Annotated in this window: 15 protein-coding genes; 2 read left to right on the forward strand and 13 right to left on the reverse strand. The window is 50.6% G+C overall.

Features of this window, described 5'->3' with window-relative positions; genetic code table 11:
- Positions 1 to 20: 20 nt before the first annotated feature.
- The 11 genes from SK36_RS08815 to SK36_RS08865 form a co-directional block, all read right to left on the reverse strand.
- Positions 21 to 1,043 carry an iron ABC transporter substrate-binding protein gene (locus SK36_RS08815; RefSeq protein WP_048221333.1) on the reverse strand — a complete coding sequence of 341 codons (1,023 nt, stop codon included), beginning with the start codon at positions 1,041 to 1,043 and terminating at the stop codon, positions 21 to 23.
- A gap of 198 nt (positions 1,044 to 1,241) precedes the next feature.
- The gene (locus tag SK36_RS08820; RefSeq protein WP_048221334.1) at positions 1,242 to 2,954 is read right to left on the reverse strand and encodes an alpha,alpha-trehalase; all 1,713 of its coding nucleotides are present in this window, start codon (positions 2,952 to 2,954) and stop codon (positions 1,242 to 1,244) included.
- A gap of 170 nt (positions 2,955 to 3,124) precedes the next feature.
- Entirely contained in the window at positions 3,125 to 4,555 is a 1,431-nt protein-coding gene (dhaM, locus tag SK36_RS08825) for a dihydroxyacetone kinase phosphoryl donor subunit DhaM (RefSeq protein WP_048221335.1), read from the reverse strand.
- A gap of 10 nt (positions 4,556 to 4,565) precedes the next feature.
- Entirely contained in the window at positions 4,566 to 5,198 is a 633-nt protein-coding gene (dhaL, locus tag SK36_RS08830) for a dihydroxyacetone kinase subunit DhaL (RefSeq protein ID WP_048221336.1), read from the reverse strand.
- A gap of 11 nt (positions 5,199 to 5,209) precedes the next feature.
- Positions 5,210 to 6,280, reverse strand: a complete 1,071-nt coding sequence (dhaK, locus tag SK36_RS08835; protein ID WP_045443820.1) for a dihydroxyacetone kinase subunit DhaK — start codon at positions 6,278 to 6,280, stop codon at positions 5,210 to 5,212.
- Positions 6,281 to 6,603: 323 nt separating this feature from the next.
- Complete coding sequence (locus tag SK36_RS08840) at positions 6,604 to 7,878, reverse strand: Glu/Leu/Phe/Val family dehydrogenase (protein WP_045443817.1); 1,275 nt, start codon at positions 7,876 to 7,878, stop codon at positions 6,604 to 6,606.
- Between the two features lie 330 nt (positions 7,879 to 8,208).
- A complete protein-coding gene (locus SK36_RS08845) occupies positions 8,209 to 9,177 on the reverse strand; it encodes a Csu type fimbrial protein (RefSeq protein WP_048221337.1) in 969 nt (322 codons plus the stop codon).
- A gap of 19 nt (positions 9,178 to 9,196) precedes the next feature.
- The gene (locus SK36_RS08850; RefSeq protein WP_048222658.1) at positions 9,197 to 11,476 is read right to left on the reverse strand and encodes a fimbria/pilus outer membrane usher protein; all 2,280 of its coding nucleotides are present in this window, start codon (positions 11,474 to 11,476) and stop codon (positions 9,197 to 9,199) included.
- A 55-nt stretch (positions 11,477 to 11,531) separates the two neighbouring features.
- Complete coding sequence (locus SK36_RS08855) at positions 11,532 to 12,254, reverse strand: fimbrial biogenesis chaperone (protein ID WP_048221338.1); 723 nt, start codon at positions 12,252 to 12,254, stop codon at positions 11,532 to 11,534.
- Positions 12,255 to 12,268: 14 nt separating this feature from the next.
- Complete coding sequence (locus SK36_RS08860; protein ID WP_045443808.1) at positions 12,269 to 12,799, reverse strand: Csu type fimbrial protein; 531 nt, start codon at positions 12,797 to 12,799, stop codon at positions 12,269 to 12,271.
- Positions 12,800 to 13,065: 266 nt separating this feature from the next.
- Positions 13,066 to 13,938 (reverse strand): LysR substrate-binding domain-containing protein, encoded by an 873-nt coding sequence (locus SK36_RS08865; protein WP_048221339.1) that lies wholly within the window; start codon positions 13,936 to 13,938, stop codon positions 13,066 to 13,068.
- A 108-nt stretch (positions 13,939 to 14,046) separates the two neighbouring features.
- Here SK36_RS08865 and SK36_RS08870 point away from each other — a divergent pair, with 108 nt between their 5' ends.
- Both SK36_RS08870 and SK36_RS08875 read left to right on the forward strand, forming a co-directional pair.
- Positions 14,047 to 15,237, forward strand: coding sequence for an MFS transporter (locus SK36_RS08870; protein ID WP_048221340.1), 1,191 nt, complete (start codon positions 14,047 to 14,049; stop codon positions 15,235 to 15,237).
- Between the two features lie 103 nt (positions 15,238 to 15,340).
- On the forward strand, positions 15,341 to 15,544 hold the full coding sequence (locus SK36_RS08875) for a 2-hydroxymuconate tautomerase family protein (RefSeq protein WP_045443799.1): 204 nt from the start codon (positions 15,341 to 15,343) through the stop codon (positions 15,542 to 15,544).
- Positions 15,545 to 15,670: 126 nt separating this feature from the next.
- Here SK36_RS08875 and cbdX read toward each other — a convergent pair whose 3' ends face one another.
- Both cbdX and appB read right to left on the reverse strand, forming a co-directional pair.
- A complete protein-coding gene (gene cbdX / locus SK36_RS25230; RefSeq protein ID WP_075261768.1) occupies positions 15,671 to 15,760 on the reverse strand; it encodes a cytochrome bd-II oxidase subunit CbdX in 90 nt (29 codons plus the stop codon).
- A 12-nt stretch (positions 15,761 to 15,772) separates the two neighbouring features.
- Complete coding sequence (gene appB, locus SK36_RS08880) at positions 15,773 to 16,909, reverse strand: cytochrome d ubiquinol oxidase subunit II (RefSeq protein ID WP_045443796.1); 1,137 nt, start codon at positions 16,907 to 16,909, stop codon at positions 15,773 to 15,775.

Genomic DNA, 16,909 nt, shown 5'->3' on the forward strand with positions numbered 1-16,909 from the left:
ACTGAGTGTCGTTGTTCTCATCAGACCGCCACCAGTTGTTGATACTGCGATTCGCTTAAAGAGGTATGCCAGAACAGCTGTGAATAGCGCTGCATGTCATCCTGAAAACTTGCATTTACCAGTGGCTCAAGCCAGGCGTGCAGGCGGCGTAAACCCAGTAAACGGTTGATGCCGGGAGGCGCATCGAGCCAACCAAACGGCAGACCGCTGAGAAAAAGAATACGTTTATCGGCGACGGCCTTTACCCCTTGCCAGACCGGATCTTCTCGCAGGTACTGTGCTGTAACCGCATCCTGCACCAGGATGATATCGGGCTGCCAGCTCAGCAGGTTTTCCATCGACACCTGCGCCAGTCCGTGCCGTCCTGGGATTTGCGCTACATTGTGTAATCCCAGTAGCTCTGCGGCTTCGGTGTGCAGTGAGCCTTGTAACCCCGTTTCAAGTCCTCTGGCGCCGCGAGCGGCATAAAAACGCAGTTTGGCGGCTGGAGAGCGCGAAAAAATATCGGCTTCATCAATGAATTTCTGGGCAAGTGCTGCCTGGGCTGCTGTTCGCGTTTCCGTGCCCAGTGCTTTACCCGCGGCGTGCAGTTGTTGCGGAGTTTGTCGAAGTTCGCCGTTAATCAGCAGCCACGGTATCTGCGTTTGCGCGTAGACCTGCTTTGCCTGTGAAAGCCAGGTCTCGTCCGCATTACCGCAATCAACGACCAGATCGGGCTTCAGCGCCAGCAATGCTTCAAGAGACAATGTGCTGGCACGACCCGCCAGCCTGCCCAGTTTGGGTAATGCCCGGATGTTATCTGACAAAGGAATGGCAGCCTGGTGGGAGAGATCAAAGGATGAAAATCCCACCAGCTTTTCCGGTGCGACGGCTAACAGCAGTACATCAGCGGGAGCTCCGGCGCTCACCACGCGTTGAATAGCGTTAGTCCCGGGAGAGGAACCGATAGCAACGGTGAGCGGCGTACGGGCGCTGGCCGGAAAGTGGCGTAAAAGCAGCGCAGAGGCCACGAGCTGGGCAAACATCCGTCTTGTCAGTGGCATTATATTCATCCTGAACGGTGATAAATTCGCTATATATTTACATATATAGCGAATAAAAACATGTTCAGAATCAATTTCACACTGATGAAAATCTCGGATAACCCGTAAGAGTTATGTGCAATGGGGACAGTGAAAAGAGAGGGAGACTGAAATAAAAAATCCGCGACGATGCGCGGATTTTCGGGCAACACATGCACGTTATGGGGTTGTTTGAGTCTGCTTTTGGGTTTCGGTCTGTGTAACGCTGGCAGGCGTCGGGCGCGTTGATGGAACGTTGTCACAGGGTTTTTCTTTGGCACAAATCAGATCGAGCATTTTTAATGTCACGCCGTTGGTCCAGCCAAAGCCGTCCTGCAACGGATACTCGCCACCACCACCGCCGGTGCCAGTGGTGCTCACGTCATATTTTTCAACCAGCTTTTTCTCACGGTCGTAAGTGTGCTGAACGTTAGTGAGGAAGCGCCAGGTCACGTCCATGGCGACGTTATCCTGACCATAGTTTTGTAGCCCGGAGGCGGCAACCCACTGCAGGGGAGCCCAGCCATTAGGGGCATCCCACTGTTGGCCACTTTTCACCGACGTGGTAGCCACACCGCCGGGTTGCAGCAGGTGCTTCTGGGTTGCAGTAGCGACTTTACTGGCTCGATCCTTCGCTGCCGCATTGACATACAGCGGGAACAGCGTGGCGGCAGTCAGCTGATTACGTACTTTCTTACTTTGCAGATCGTAGTCGGCGTACCAGCCTTCTTTATCATTCCATAACCAGGTTTCGATCCCTTTTTGCCGGGCGTTGGAGAAGCCTTCGTATTGCGCAGCCTTCGCGTCGTCGCCTGCGGCTTTACTGGCGAGGGCGATCATTTTTTCCATTTTATAAAGCAACGCATTGAGGTCTACCGGGACGATGCTGGTGGTGCGAATGGAGCTCAACTGGCTGGGATTATCCATCCAGCGTGAACTGAAATCCCAGCCCGAAGCCGCGGCAGATCGCAGGTCGCGATAAATTTCTGTGGCGGGGCGGTTCGGGTTGCTTTTGGCGGTCGCGATGTCCTCAACCCAAGACTCCGGTCTTGGTGTATCGCGGTCATCCCAGTAGCGGTTCAAAATGGTTCCGTCAGCCAGTTTGACGACACGCTTGTTCTGCTGGCCAGGCTGGAGAGTTTCGACGCCTTCCATCCAGTACGTGTACTCTTTGAGCATCTGCGGCAGATATTTTTTCAGAGCATCATCACCGTCATGTTGTGCCAGCAGTTCGACCATAAAGGCGAAGAACGGAGGCTGAGAACGACTTAGATAGTAGGTACGGTTACCGTTAGGTATGTGTCCCCATGTGTCGATTTCGTAAGCAAAGTTCGCCACCATGTCGGAAACCTTGTCCCAGTGATTGCTTTCAGCAAGCCCCAGCATGGTGAAATAGCTGTCCCAGTAATAAATTTCGCGAAAACGACCGCCGGGTACGACATAAGGTTCGGGCAGTGGTAGCAACGAATCCCATTTCTCGGCATCTGTTGTTGAACGCGTTAACACCGGCCACAGCCCATCGATATGCTCACGGAGTGACTGTCCTGCAGGCGGCACGTATTTTTCACCCTCTTTGGGCAGTGTAAAGTTTACATTCACAAAATGGCGTAAATCGAAACCGGATTGATTTTTCTGCATCCGGTAATCAGCGAGGATCATTAACGGATCGCTGTTGGGTACGGCGTCGGCAAAGGTCTTCTGATCGGGGAATAGTTTCGCTGTTTGCACATCATTAAACAGGGGGCCGAGCAGGATATCAGGAGGCTGAGGTGCGTCGGTTGGCTGTTCCGCGGCATTAACGGCAAACGAGCTAAAGGCGAAAAGGGTACTTGCGAGTGTCAGTTTTATTACGACAGAGAGCATGCCAGGATGGCGAATTGCTGGCGTTATCATCGGTTAATCTCCTTAGCGGCGTGCCGAAGTAGCGGCATTTACCATGAGAAAACCTTAGTTCAGGATTGGCCGTTGCGCGTGATTGAGGGCCTATTTTGCGAACAAACAGACATTTCCTGATGTACTCAGGGGAAGCCGCACACCCAGACGGTAAGGGTGTGCGGTGAGTATCAGTTCACAAAGAACAGTCTATTCGCCACGCAGTCAAGGGTCAGGGTGTTACCCGTTTGAATCGCGTCGAGTGCTTCGCCTTGCTGGCAAATACAGCAGATGCCCATTTCACGTGCAATAATCGCCGAATGAGAAGTCTCGCTCCCGTCTCGCAGGCAGATGCCTTTAACAGTCAGCGGATCGAGCTGCAACACGGTAGAGGGGTAAATGGCATCCGCGACCAGTATTGTTGGGCGAACAAATGTGGGGATTTGCGCATGTTCCCCAGTCAGATGCCTCAGCGAACGGGACAGCAAATCTTCAATATCAATATATCGTGCCTGTAGATACGGATCGTCGAGCTGGAGATACTGCTGGCGCAGATCGTTCAGAACGTTTTGCCAGGCATACCCGGCGCTACACTGTTTTTCACGCATCAGATCGCAGGCCATATCATACAGCTCAGGATCATCCAACAGAGTGTGGTGACCAGAAAAAATTGCGGCGATATCGGCGGAATATTTTTCTTCCGCGAGAGCTGTCAGAAAGCTCAGGTCGTCCAGTGTCTTGCGTATAGCTACCTTTAACTGCTGCTGTTCTTCCTGCATATTTGCTGTTGCATGACAGGGGATTTCCGGCGAGAACGGTGTGTAACAGAAGGCCATACCGGTTACCTGCGAGGGCGTTGAATGTGCCAATTTGTCAGCATGTGGTTTTTCTATGGTCTCGCCAAAATTCTCTGCTGCAAGCTGCTGGAATGCTGCCAGCGCATCGTCCGCCTGTTCACCTTTGGCAATGAGTCGCAGCGTATCGTTACAACGCACCTGAAGCAGGGCGATTTGGTTAAGGCTGTCAGGGACTACGCACTTACCGTTTTTCTCCAGCAACATGTCAGCGTTGAAAACAGACAGGGTGGAGACCAGCTTTGACGCCGGGCGGACGTGTATGCCGTTGGGATTCTTCACTACTACGGCAACCGAACGTGCATCCGCGTCGGCTGACAGTGCAGCCGGTGCGGTTTTCTCCGGAGATGACGAAGGTAAACCCAGTTGCTCATATTTAGCGTCGAGGGCGTTCATGGCATCCTTGATGACCCGCTCGATATCGGCCCCCGCAGCAGCACTGACCGTCGCTGCCAGCGTGCCTTCAACCAGAGGGGCGGCGCATAAACGTACCTTTGCGGCAATCGCCGGATCGAGTAACTCCAGCGCCGTTTCCGCACTCAGTAATGCGCTACCAATATCCATCATTACCAGAACATGATCGGTATCCGCCACTGACTCAATGGCTTCCATTACCTTAATCGGATCGGTGCCGATGGGGTTCTCAGGATCGTCAATGCCCGCGGCAATCGCCAGTTTACAGCCGTCACCCATTAACATCTGCCGGGCTAACGCACCGACGCCTTCGCCCAACTGAGCGCTATGAGACACAATAACCAGGTTTACCATCGCTTTATCCTTACTCTCTGGATGCCTGAGCCAGCATCTGCACCATAAACATAACGGACGTTGCTCCAGGGTCCTGATGCCCAATGCTGCGCTCACCCAGATAGCTGGCGCGGCCTTTGCGTGCCTGCATCGTAATAGTGCTTTGCGCCGCCGCTTCCGCTTGCTGGCTTGCTGCTTCCAGCGCTGCCTGTACCGTTAGCTTCTGTTCACAGGACTGGCGCAACGACTCAACCACCGGCACCCAAACATCGCACATCGTTTTGTCACCAGGCTCTGCTTTACCCCGGCTGATCACACCTTCAGCGCCATCGCGTATCATTTGATAAAGTTCCTCAAGCGTCAGACTCTGGTGTGCCTGAGTCACCTGCGCCGCGCGGATGAAAAAGGTGCCGAACAGCGGGCCACTGGCACCTCCGACGCTTGAAAGCAGCACCATTCCGGTGTTTTTCAAAATAAAGCCGATGTCTTTGTCCGCAATTGACGGTAATTTTTCGACCACTTTACTGAAGCCACGGTGCATATTCAGGCCGTGGTCTGCATCACCAATCTCCCGATCAAGTCCGGTCAGGAAATCACTTTCTGTGGTGAATATTTCACCGCAACGATAGAGCCAGTTAACAATTTGTGTTCTGTTGAGGGACATCATGAATCTCCTTATTTACCCCAGTTAAGAGCAGGGGTGTGAACCGGTGCATCCCATAAGTTCAGCGTGTCGTCATCCACTTTTAACAGGGTGATTGAGAAGCCGGTCATATCCAGAGAGGTGCAGTAAGAACCGATCAGGTTGCGTTCGATAATGATGCCCGCATCCTGACAGCGGCTTTCAAGACGGTTATACACGCCAAAAAGTTCGGACAACGGCGTTGCACCAAGGTTATTGACCAGCGCAATGACGCGATCGCCATCCTGTAGAGGTTGCTTGGTTTCTTTGCCTTCCTGCCAGGCACCCTGGACGTTATCCCAGTGGCGTAATGAGCGGCTGTAGCTACCGTTTTCCAGCAGGGTATCGAACATTTCATCCACGGTCTGGTCAAGGGAAGAGAAGGGGCGACGGTCAATCCCGGGTTCCCCATGAATACCGACGCCGAACTCCATCTCATTGTCCTGTAGGGTGAAAGAGGGTTGTCCGGCGGCAGGAACGGTACACGCGCTGATGGCGATACCAATGGAATGACCCAGATTATTCAGTTTGCGACCCAGCGCCGCGCAGGCTTCCAGTGAATCTCCACGTTCAGCGGCAGCACCAACCAGTTTTTCGATCAGTACCGTATTGGCGACGCCACGGCGACCCGCGGTATACAGGCTATCTTTTACCGCAACATCATCATCCACCACCATCGTGGTGACTTTTACGCCGCTTTCATGCAACAGCTCGGTAGCGGTTTCGAAGTTAAGAATGTCACCGGTGTAATTTTTGATGATGAGCAGGACGCCTTCGCCACCGTCAATTTGCATTGCGCATTCGAACATTTTGTCAGGCGTTGGTGAGGTGAAGATCTCACCCGGACAGGCACCGGAAAGCATGCCCTGACCAATATAACCGCAATGCATCGGCTCGTGTCCGCTGCCGCCACCAGAGAGCAGCGCCACTTTGCCCATCACCGGCGCGTCTGCGCGAGTAACGTACACAGGGTCCTGATGCAGTGACAGTGAAGGGTAGGCTTTTGCCAGTCCCGCGAGTTGTTCATTCAGTACGTCTTCAACACGGTTAATCAATTTTTTCATTTTTTATGCTCCGCAGACAGTCCTGAGATGGCTGCATAAATCGGGCAGACATCTGATGTAGGGTATCGGTTGTGTACAACGCACGGCGACCGCTCGCTGCCGATAAGGTTATTGTGCACGAGGGTAGTCAAAAGAAAATTGACGGCATGTATGTTTCAATACGGAACATTCATGGCTTGTAATGTTCCGTATTGGAACGTATTGGTGCATAAATCAGCAGAAATGAGAGGTTAGGCAGCGTTTATCGCAGAAAGTGAACGTGATGGGTATTGTAGAGATAAAACCACCTGCTGAGCAGGTGGTCTTTTAGGATTGGCCTGGCATTAGCCCGGGTAAATACCACGATCTTTTCGAGCCAACAGAATTCGCTCACACGCCACGATGTAGGCAGCGGTACGCAGGGAGCAGGATTTCTCAGCCGCTTTCTCCCAGACGTGCACCATCGCATCGGTCATGATTTTATCCATACGCGCGTTGATCTCTTCCTCACTCCAGAAGAAACTTGCCATGTCCTGAACCCATTCGAAATAGCTGACGGTTACGCCGCCCGCGTTACAAACAACGTCAGGTACGACGACAATACCGCGGCTTGCCAGAACGTCATCGGCATCCGGATAAGTTGGGCCGTTTGCGCCTTCGAGCACCAGCTTACAGGTCAGCGTCTCCGCGCGGTGGCGGGTAATCTGGCCTTCGAGTGCTGCTGGGATCAGAATATCCATCTCCAGGCTCCAGAAGGTTTCGCTGGCAATCGTTTCTGCACCCGGGAAACCGGCAATCTGTTTGTGCTCCAGTTGCCAAGCGGTGAGGGCGGTCATATCGATCCCGGTGGCGTTAAACAGCGTAGCGGTATGGTCCTGAATCGCCACGACGCGAGCGCCCGCGGCTGCGAACAGACGGGCGGCTTCACTGCCGACGTTACCAAAACCTTGCACTGCCACGCGAGCGCCTTCAACCATGATGTTTGCACGGCGTGCCACTTCCAGACCACTAACAAAAACGCCGCGGCCGGTTGCTTTATCACGACCCAGAGAGCCACCGAGGTGGATAGGTTTACCGGTGACCACGCTGGTCACTGTGGTGCCGTGGTTCATGGAATAGGTATCCATCATCCAGGCCATGACTTTGCCGTTAGTACCAACATCCGGCGCAGGAATATCTTTCTGCGGCCCGATGATAATGCCGATTTCGCTGGTATAGCGACGGGTCAAACGCTCCAGTTCGCCTTCGGACAGGCTAAACGGATCGACGCGAACGCCGCCTTTTGCGCCGCCGTAGGGCAGGTTCAGCGCTGCGCATTTGATGGTCATCCACGCAGAAAGGGCCATCACTTCATTAAGATCAACATCAGGATGATAACGCACACCACCTTTACCAGGGCCTCGTGAGAGGTTGTGCTGCACGCGGTATCCTTCGAAATGGCGGATGGTACCGTCATCCATCTGTACCGGGATATCGACAATCAAAGCGCGTTTTGGGTGACGCAGGGTATCCACCCAATGGGAAAGTTCGCCCAGGTAAGGGGCCACACGCTCGATTTGTTGCAGGTAGGTATTCCAGGCAGATGTGCTGCTATCTGAAGCGTAAGATAACTTATCCATGATAAACCTTAGTTATAAAAGTAATATGTTCTTAATTTAGCCGTGGTATACAGTGAATCTCACCATATAAACTTAAATTTAACATTTTTTCAAAGAATCGGCTCATCCAGAAACGAAATCTCCGCCAAAAATTCGGTGCTGACGCAAAGTCTTAATGAATAATTATTTATATTAAAGGCGTAATCTGCGCTTTTATAGATAATTGATGCACATAATCTGCATGATGCCTAAGGCGTGCTATTTGTCAGATTTATGACGCACCTCTAAAAGTAAATAATATGATAATGATTTGTGCTTTCTTTTGTTGTTTTTTGGTGACGGTTCAGCGCGTCAGTAGGTGACAGAGATGGTGACGGTGTCGGCATAGTTGTCAGGGGTATAGTTCGCGCTGGGAACAGTGGCGTAAACCGGATAAGCCGTGGTTGAACCCGTGCCGGTTCCTGCCACGTTATTGAGGGATGTATTGCCCCACACTGTACCGGATGGCCCCGGTGTCGAGCTAAGCAGATAGGGTACCTTATCGTTGTTCGCACCCGTACCGGCCATAATGCCACTGCCTGTTGTATTGCCGTTGGAGGGCGTTAACCCAATGGTATAAGGGGTACTCGTGGAGCATGCCACGCCGAGGGAGCCTGTCGCGGTGGCATTACGCTGGCTCGCCTTAACCGGATCAAAGGCAATGTTGTTGGCATAGCTGATATTGCATTGTTTCGTGACTACGGCCGATACGTTGAAAGGCAACCTGGCGGCAACGGTATCGCCGCAGGTGGTAGGCGGGAAAAGTAGTCCTGGATTGAGGGTGACCAGGGCGGTTGCTGGCGTATAGCTATCCTGATAGTTGCCGGGGACTGCGGCGGTTTGTGGGGTGGCAATCTTCGCGAATACCGTTAACGTGCCTGTTACCGGCGTCAGATTCAGCAGATTAAGCTGCACCATCGGGAAGGTGGTTCCCGACTGATACTGGCTCCCCCAGATTTTGCTGTATCCGGTGTCCTGGTAGAGTTGATAGTTTAGCGTTCTGGCCGGTGTACCGCTTAATGACATAGTGCGCGGGGTAACCTGCCCGCTGACGTTTGACGCGCCAATATTAAAGCAGAGATTGATCCCTGCAAGCACATCGCCAAGTTCCTTTGCGCAGCTATAGGCAAACGTCATTGTTGATGTCGCGCCATTCGTCGACAACGGGTTTACGGAGCCAAAATTGACTGGCTGAACATTGCTTACCGAACAGGTAACTGCATAGCTTATTCCGGGAAATCCGGGTAAAACGACCATGAGTAGCCAATGTCTTAACCTCAAGAAAATTCTCCTGTTCTTTTTACCGGCATACCAGTGGTCCTATCTGCACAATGCCTTTTGCTGAAGGAGGGTAGTCAAACTGCACGTTGCAACTGCCGGTTTCAGTATCGACGCGCAGACGATTATGTTGTTCCAGCGTGTCGAACCAGGTCATACCGTCAAATCCGACGACAGACGACTGACCCGAACCTGTGGTAGCGTTCGCCATGCTGCCCTCAGGAATCGCCTTACCCTGAACATCCACCAGGATGACTTGTGCGGCGCGAACGGGAGTTATGCCAAAACTGACAAGTGTTCCGGAACGATCCGCTGGTGTTGCGTTAGCCTCAACGCGTGAGATCCGCATATTGGCGGGAAGATCCATCGGGTCGATACTGATCTGATTACTTTGGTAGCTGTTCAACGATGTGACTAACAACAGACCCTGATCATCGCTGTGCCCGACAAGATTATTTTGCAGTTTGACAGGGACGTCAGGAACGCCGTCTGTTGATACCACAGCAAAACCATTATTGATTTCACGGGCAGCAAACAGGCCGCCGCCCATCGTGACCAGAGAACCGGTCACCCCCGCATATCCATAGTGGTTGTCCGGTAAACGACTAAAGCCGGTATATGCTTTCCCATAACGTCCCAGGTATCCCACCTCACCCTGGCCGCTTTGGCGGGATGCCTGTTGGTTGGCGGCAATATTCCATCCCCATCCACCGTCGGCAGGTGGTGTCTGACTGGCATTTAGCTGATAGCCGGTTTCATTATTGGTGTGTTGTATGGTGCTACTGGCACTGAGGTTATTGCCGGTGGTGACTGTCACCATCAGATAGATGCTGCGATCACGGTCATCATCGATGTTCTGATTGAAGCCTGCATTGAGGGAGACATTATCGGTGACAGATTTGTACCAACTGGCGTTGGCGTAACGCACTGCCGTTTCGTGCGGATAGCGAAACTGCAGGTAGCTGAGGCTGACATTCCCGGCAGACGCCATTGAATAACCAATAACCGTGTTGCTGGTCAGCGTCGGCGGCGGCTCGCCATAATGGGTGGCAACGTCCCGATAATCGCCGGAGGTAGCGGTGGTAGTGGTGCTGAAATTAAATTTATCCGCAGACCAGCGATAACCCACGCTGTACAAAAAACCATTTTTCCCTGAGTCGGCGCTGGCTGCCAGTGCGGTGGACAGCGTTCCGCTGCGGCTACCGGGGATCCAGTCATTACTGAAACCCGCATTAATAAGCCCATCACTTGTTTCTGCATGGACGCCAGCGGTGAACGTATTGCTGATCCCCCGACGCCAGGTACCGCTGAGTACAGGGACGCTGGCATAACCAAATGAGGAGTAACCGTAATTCTCCCGGACTGCGCCCAGCTCAGCTGACCAGGATGTTAGCCCTGCCCGCAGGAGTTGTTGATCGTTATAAAAAGAGAAGTTTTGTACCGTTGTTCTGCCCAGCGCGTCTGTCATCATCACCTGGCCGGTACCCGCGCCACTGATGTTTGGCATGGTGTTTATCTGAAAACTCCCGGCCGGAACTTCTCCGTTGTAGTACCTGACTCCGTTGACGTACAGCTCAACGTTCGAGGGGACGGTTGCGGAGCCGAGGTAGGCGGGGAGTGGGGTGGTTGGCATATAGGGTTGCAGACCAAAATCGGTCCCAATCTGGATACCGCCGATGTGGGTAGGTCGGGACCAGGCGAGTGAGCTTGTCAGGGTATCGCCAACGGTGATCGCCAGCATGTCCTGCGGAAACGAGGAACGCCAGCTGGTATCCAGCCGGTTAAAAGTGTTGTTCGCATTTGCAACAGTAGAATATTGCGTAAGCTGGGTTGTACTTAATACCCCTAAGCTGTTGAAAGCACGCAGTTCGCTAAAGGTGTTAAAACTGCTTTCATCCCCCTGTTGCGCATAGACGTCATAATTGAGTAACGCCCCACGCGATGATGATGCCATCGGTGCGTTCTCTGCAGGGGGGTTAAGCTGAGTGGTGGCAAGATCAAGTACGTTCAATGGTGCTGTAAGCGCCAGGGTTTGCTGCTGAACGTTGTAGTCAATATTTAACTGGTCGATGTCGTTCAGGTTAACAGGCCCGGAGGTTTCCTGTGGTATGCGAAAACCTAGCTGGCGCAGAGTCTGTGCGCCAGCGTAGAGTTTTCCATTATCATAGCCAAGGTGAACCAGCCCAACGGGGTTACCATTTAACGTTACATCAAGATATAAATCGGCACCCACAAGTGGAGTTGCGTCACTAATAACGCCATTTTTAGTCTGGTTATTATTAAGCGCTTGTGCGGAAACCATGGCAGATATTAATGCTCCGTTGAGTAAGCAAAATTTCAGCAGAAAGCATGACCAGTCAGAGATCTTGTACTGTTTTTTGGCCATTTACTGTTACTTCAACTTTACCGCCATTATGGGTATCACTGGCGGACGGGGATAATATCCACCGCATAGTTGAGCCTGGAAGAACATAACCTAGCAGTCCCGACGTAATGACTTTTTTGGTACCGTTATGATTAATAAAAGTTGCAGCAGATAATTGTGCATGTCCGTTTCCCTGATTACTGACTTCAAGGAATTTTTTGCCATCCAGTAGTTGTAACTTCCATTGAAGTTTTGCTTCGGTTTCAGCCTGTGTGGCTGGCTGAATAAAAACGGGCACGGAATAATGCAGGACAAATTGCAGCTTATTTTTTTGTAATTTTGTGGGCGGTAATTCATCGATGGATAACCGGTAAGCATCTTCTGCCTGGGTTGATGGCGGAGCGGTGCGAATAACGCGAATCAACTGACGTTCACCCGGTGCTAATGCCAGCATCGGTGGACTTATAACAAGTCCCTGGGAGGGGGATAACCTGTCGCCGTAAGCGCTCTGACTCCAGCGAAAAACCCGGACCTGGGCATTGAGCACGCTATCACCCGCGTTGCTTAACCAGATCCCATCGGCGTTTTGCGTTGCCTGCAGCGTTAACGTAACAGGTGCTATCTGAAGTCCGCTTGCCGTGGCGGTGTTTATGCTCATAGCTAACCCTAGCAGGCACGTGCAGGCGCACTGCTGAAGAGGCAGTTTAAATATCATTTGTCTTCCTGAGGTTAATAGTTAACGTTAACCGTTACGGTGTCGGCATAGTCGTCAGGAGTGAAGTTGGCGCTTGGTGCTGTGGCATAAACGGTGAAGTTTTGCCCCTGTCCGGTTCCGATTGAGGCAACACCATTTCCCACAGACGTTGTGGTTGCAGTATTCCCCCAGACCGGGCCAGTTGCTGATGTTTGATTCAACTGATAAGGCACTTTATCTGAGTTCGTCGCTGCGTTAGCAACAGAGGACATAGCACCTGCACCTGTTGTATTACCGCCATTGCCTGCTGAAGGTGACAGACCAATAAAATAAGGAGTAGTTTTGGAGCAGTTGATGGAAATTGTGTTACTGGCGCTGGTATTTGTCGCAGTGGTATTAACTGGCCCAAGAGTAATATTTGAAGATGAACCGGTAGTGACGGTACAGGCCTTTTGAATAGTCATAAGCACCTGAAATGTGCCATTCGCGGTCGCGGCATTTGCTGCTGAAGGAATGGAAAAGGCGGTGCAAAAAAGAATTAAGCGTGCGCTTATGACTGGAGCCATATTCTTTACCTTTTTCAAATAACCACATTTTTTGCTTTAAAAAAGCAATAATGTGATACAGGAAGCCATGATTAAACCCTAGGATAAGTATTAGTCTTGTGCCAGTTCAGCTAATGAATTTTACTTAGGAAAAAGGTGATGAGGTCGACAAAAAAATAATACCAATGCGTGAGTATATTGAAGCTCTTTATATACTACCGTGGACCTCAGACAAGGCATTGTCTGAGGTGTCTATATTCACGGATTCCCTGGTTTTTATCTATAAATTAAGCCGTTGCAACAAATGATACGAAGCAATTAAGTACGCGGCTGACTTCCCGGTTTTTCAACCAGATCATCACAGTGTTTACATTACCAATCTCTGGCGTAATGCTGTGCCAACGTATTGGGAAATTGCCTTCATACTGCCTGACGATGCTCTCCGGCAAAAGTGCAATTCCCATCCCAGCGCTAACGCAGCCGAGAATAGCCTGAAATGAGCCAAACTCCAGAGGGTCAGCATAATCTACATTCTGCAGTCGCAGCCATTGCCCTAATCTGGCGCGATAATTACATCCCTTCACAAAGACCAGTGGTCTTGTCACCTTAAGGTCAGATCCTGTAGTAACGTCCTGGTGCTCTGCTGCGGTCACCAGTACAAGCGTTTCCTGACATAAAACCTGCGATTGCAGCCTCGAATTCTCAGCATGTAAGCCATGGTGGTCAGCAACGAAAGCAATATCCAGCTCGCTATTGAGGATCTGTTGTACCAGCACTTCTGTTGAAGACGTCTTTAAATTCAGCTCAACGAAAGGCATTTCCCGGTGAAAATTTGCCAGTAAGGATGGGAGACGTACGGCTGCTGTGGTTTCCATTGCGCCTATGCGTAAAGGACCTGCCGCTTTTGTCCCCTGCATGGACAGCTCCGCTTCATCTAAAAGTGCCAGAATTTTGTTGGCATATCGCAGAAGAAGCTCACCCTCAGGTGTGATATGGAGACGGTTTTTCTCACGTATAAACAACGAGACATCAAGGCTTGACTCCAGCTGCTTAAGACGGGTTGTAACATTGGAGGAAACGCAGTGGAGATTGCGGGCTGCTGCTGATATCGAGCCTGTTTCAGCGACGGTTTTAAACAAGTTAAGGGAGGTACTGTTCATAGGGACTGTCACTCAAAGTGAACGCATTTGTCATTTATATTAACTTTTTATTATCATTTTATCACGTAAGATAACAATTAAGTTTGGTTAGCATATTGAGTCCAAAAAATGGATCTTGAGCACAGCGTTGCTGGTCATCGTCAAGTGAGTACAGCTGTATTCGGCATGATCGTACTAACATTAGGAATGGGAATAGGGCGTTTTTTATATACACCTATGCTTCCGGTCATGCTGCATGAGGGTATTTTCACATTTTCGCAGTTGTCACTGATTGCCAGCGCAAACTATGCGGGATACCTGGTCGGAAGCCTTCTTTTCTCGTTCGGTATATTTAACGGGGCGAATCATCTCAGGGGAATGTTACTGGCAGCTGCGCTCGCCACCGGAATACTTATTTATTTCATGGCCATTGTGACGTCGCCTGAGATCGTTTTATGCATCAGATTTATGGCTGGAGTGGCGAGTGCGGGCATGATGATATTTGGATCAATGCTTATCCTGCAGCATACCCACAATCCCTTTGTCATCGCCTCCTTGTTTGCCGGTGTCGGAGCAGGCATTTTTATTGGTAACGAATATGTTATTGCCGGTGTTGCTTACGCGGCAAACTCAAAATTTTTATGGTCAGGTGCTGCGTTTATATCTGCAATGTTATTCGTAGTATTGATTATTTTGCTACCAAAAAATAAAAATATTATCGCACCCGAAAAAATGATCGCTACGTCAGTGCCTGATATTCAATGGTGGAATTTGGCACTATTGTATGGACTGGCCGGTTTTGGTTACATCATTGTGGCTACATATTTACCGTTAATGGCGCAAGGGATGGGAAATGACTTTCTGGCAAATCATATATGGTCGATTGTTGGTCTTGCGGTTATCCCCGGGTGTTACGGTTGGTTATGGGCTGCCCGTCAGTGGAATATCTTGCCTTGCCTGACTGTTAACTTAATTGTGCAGGCGAGTTGTGTCGTATTGGCATCATTCATAAATTCTCCCTGGCTATTGACCTTAAGTTGTATTGGCTTTGGTGCAACATTTATGGGAACAAGTTCCCTGGTCATGCCACTGGCGAAAAAGATTAAAGCACCAGGTAAGATAAACATGCTGGGGCTGGTGACGCTTACCTACGGCATCGGGCAAGTCGCCGGACCGTTAATGGTGAGTGCGCTTCAGGCCAGCAAAAATGGGATGACGCTATCGATTCTTTTGGGCGCAGGTTCATTATTTGCCGCAGCAGGAATTAGCTATTTCCAGCACGAAAAAGTTAAATACTTAGATAGTTTTAGTAAAAAATGAAACAGAGTGTTTGCTAATAAATAGCATTGCCATGTTGGTGTTCGCTATTAAATAATGTAGCCGAAATTGGTTATAGTTACTTATATAATTCACAGGAGTTAACATGCCTTACGTAAATATAAAGATCACGAAAGAAGGTGCTACAGATAAACAAAAGAAAATGTTGATGGAAGGGGTTACCCAATTGTTGGTCGATGTGCTCAATAAAAATCCAAGTACAACTATTGTCGTTATTGATGAGGTTGACACAGATAACTGGGGTATTGGCGGCGTGCCCGTGACAGAACTCCGTAAAATCAGTAAGTAACATGTTGGCTGGTAGTGAGGAGCGCAAACTCTTCACTTCTGATGTTACACATGACTTAACAATGGATATTTTGCAATTACCAATAAAATAAACCGGAGGTTGCGTATCACTCCCTCCGGTTAAAATCTATTTCTGACGAGATTCAAGCCATACCAGGGCCAGCGTAGACAACGAGCACATCAGCACAATGCTGAAGGACCAAAATAAATACCACATGATACAGACCTCCTAGTAAAGTTCATGATGGTGGCGGCGGAGAGTTTCTGAATTAATTCGCCCCAACATCTTGTAATAACTCCACAGGGTGTAGAGCAGGACGATCGGCAGAAAAATCAACACAATAATCAGCATAATACTGAGCGTCATTTGACTGGAGGTGCTATCCCACACCGTCAGACTGGAAAGTGGGTGCGTGCTTGATGGCATCACAAACGGAAACAGAGTTATTCCGGCAGTGAAGATCACACAGGCCTGAGTCAGTGAAGAAAACAGGAATCCCCAGACAATCCGACGGTGGGTGCAGGCATAGAGTGTGAGCATCGGAAAAAGCATGCCAAGCAGCGGAATAATCAGCAGAAGCGGCGTATGCATGAAGTTATTCATCCAGGCACCAGGTAATATCGTCACGGCCTTTAGCAGCGGGTTGGAAGGGCCATTAGCATTTTGGCTGAGCAGTACAAAGCCATTAATACCCGCCCATAGCCAGTATCCGGCTAACAGGAAACAGAGCACTACCAGCATTGCGCTGCGGCTGGTGGCAGACAACGCCCGTTGGCGAATAATGCCATCGGTCTTCAGCTGCAACCACACGCTCCCTTGCAGGATCACCAGCATCAGACTTAATGCGCCGCACAGCAGAGCAAAGGGCGAGAGTAACTGCCAGAAGGAGCCAAAGTATTCCACATGAAGCTGCGACGTAAAGGCAAATGGAACCCCGAGGAACAGATTGCCAAACGCAACGCCGAAGATAACAGGGGGCACCAGACTCCCTATAACCAATCCGGTGTCCCACAAGGCGCGCCAGCGACTATTAACAATCTTACCGCGATAGTCAAAGGCCAACGGACGAAAGAAGAGAGCACACAGCACCAGAATCATCGCTACGTAAAACCCCGAAAACGCGGCGGCATAGACACGTGGCCAGGCGGCGAATAATGCACCGCCTGCCAGAATGAGCCACACCTGGTTACCTTCCCAGTGCGCACCGACGCTATTGATCAACACCCGACGTTCGTCATCGTTACGTGCGATCAGTGGTAACAGGCATCCCACTCCCATATCAAATCCGTCAGTGACCATAAATGCTACCAGAATGATGCCTATCAGCAGCCACCAAATGAGCCGTAACGTTTCATAATCCAACAT

It is taken from the genome of Citrobacter sp. MGH106, from assembly GCF_001037495.1.
Classification (GTDB): Bacteria; Pseudomonadota; Gammaproteobacteria; order Enterobacterales; family Enterobacteriaceae; genus Citrobacter; species Citrobacter murliniae.

What these genes read in the sequence shown, in the direction of transcription:
- cbdX (WP_075261768.1), bottom strand. Translation starts at nt 15,760, where the DNA reads ATGTGGTATTTATTTTGGTCCTTCAGCATTGTGCTGATGTGCTCGTTG.
- dhaM (WP_048221335.1), bottom strand. Translation starts at nt 4,555, where the DNA reads ATGGTAAACCTGGTTATTGTGTCTCATAGCGCTCAGTTGGGCGAAGGC.
- SK36_RS08860 (WP_045443808.1), bottom strand. Translation starts at nt 12,799, where the DNA reads ATGGCTCCAGTCATAAGCGCACGCTTAATTCTTTTTTGCACCGCCTTT.
- dhaK (WP_045443820.1), bottom strand. Translation starts at nt 6,280, where the DNA reads ATGAAAAAATTGATTAACCGTGTTGAAGACGTACTGAATGAACAACTC.
- SK36_RS08815 (WP_048221333.1), bottom strand. Translation starts at nt 1,043, where the DNA reads ATGCCACTGACAAGACGGATGTTTGCCCAGCTCGTGGCCTCTGCGCTG.
- SK36_RS08865 (WP_048221339.1), bottom strand. Translation starts at nt 13,938, where the DNA reads ATGAACAGTACCTCCCTTAACTTGTTTAAAACCGTCGCTGAAACAGGC.
- SK36_RS08875 (WP_045443799.1), top strand. Translation starts at nt 15,341, where the DNA reads ATGCCTTACGTAAATATAAAGATCACGAAAGAAGGTGCTACAGATAAA.
- SK36_RS08855 (WP_048221338.1), bottom strand. Translation starts at nt 12,254, where the DNA reads ATGATATTTAAACTGCCTCTTCAGCAGTGCGCCTGCACGTGCCTGCTA.
- SK36_RS08850 (WP_048222658.1), bottom strand. Translation starts at nt 11,476, where the DNA reads ATGGTTTCCGCACAAGCGCTTAATAATAACCAGACTAAAAATGGCGTT.
- SK36_RS08870 (WP_048221340.1), top strand. Translation starts at nt 14,047, where the DNA reads ATGGATCTTGAGCACAGCGTTGCTGGTCATCGTCAAGTGAGTACAGCT.
- appB (WP_045443796.1), bottom strand. Translation starts at nt 16,909, where the DNA reads ATGTTGGATTATGAAACGTTACGGCTCATTTGGTGGCTGCTGATAGGC.
- SK36_RS08820 (WP_048221334.1), bottom strand. Translation starts at nt 2,954, where the DNA reads ATGATAACGCCAGCAATTCGCCATCCTGGCATGCTCTCTGTCGTAATA.
- dhaL (WP_048221336.1), bottom strand. Translation starts at nt 5,198, where the DNA reads ATGTCCCTCAACAGAACACAAATTGTTAACTGGCTCTATCGTTGCGGT.
- SK36_RS08840 (WP_045443817.1), bottom strand. Translation starts at nt 7,878, where the DNA reads ATGGATAAGTTATCTTACGCTTCAGATAGCAGCACATCTGCCTGGAAT.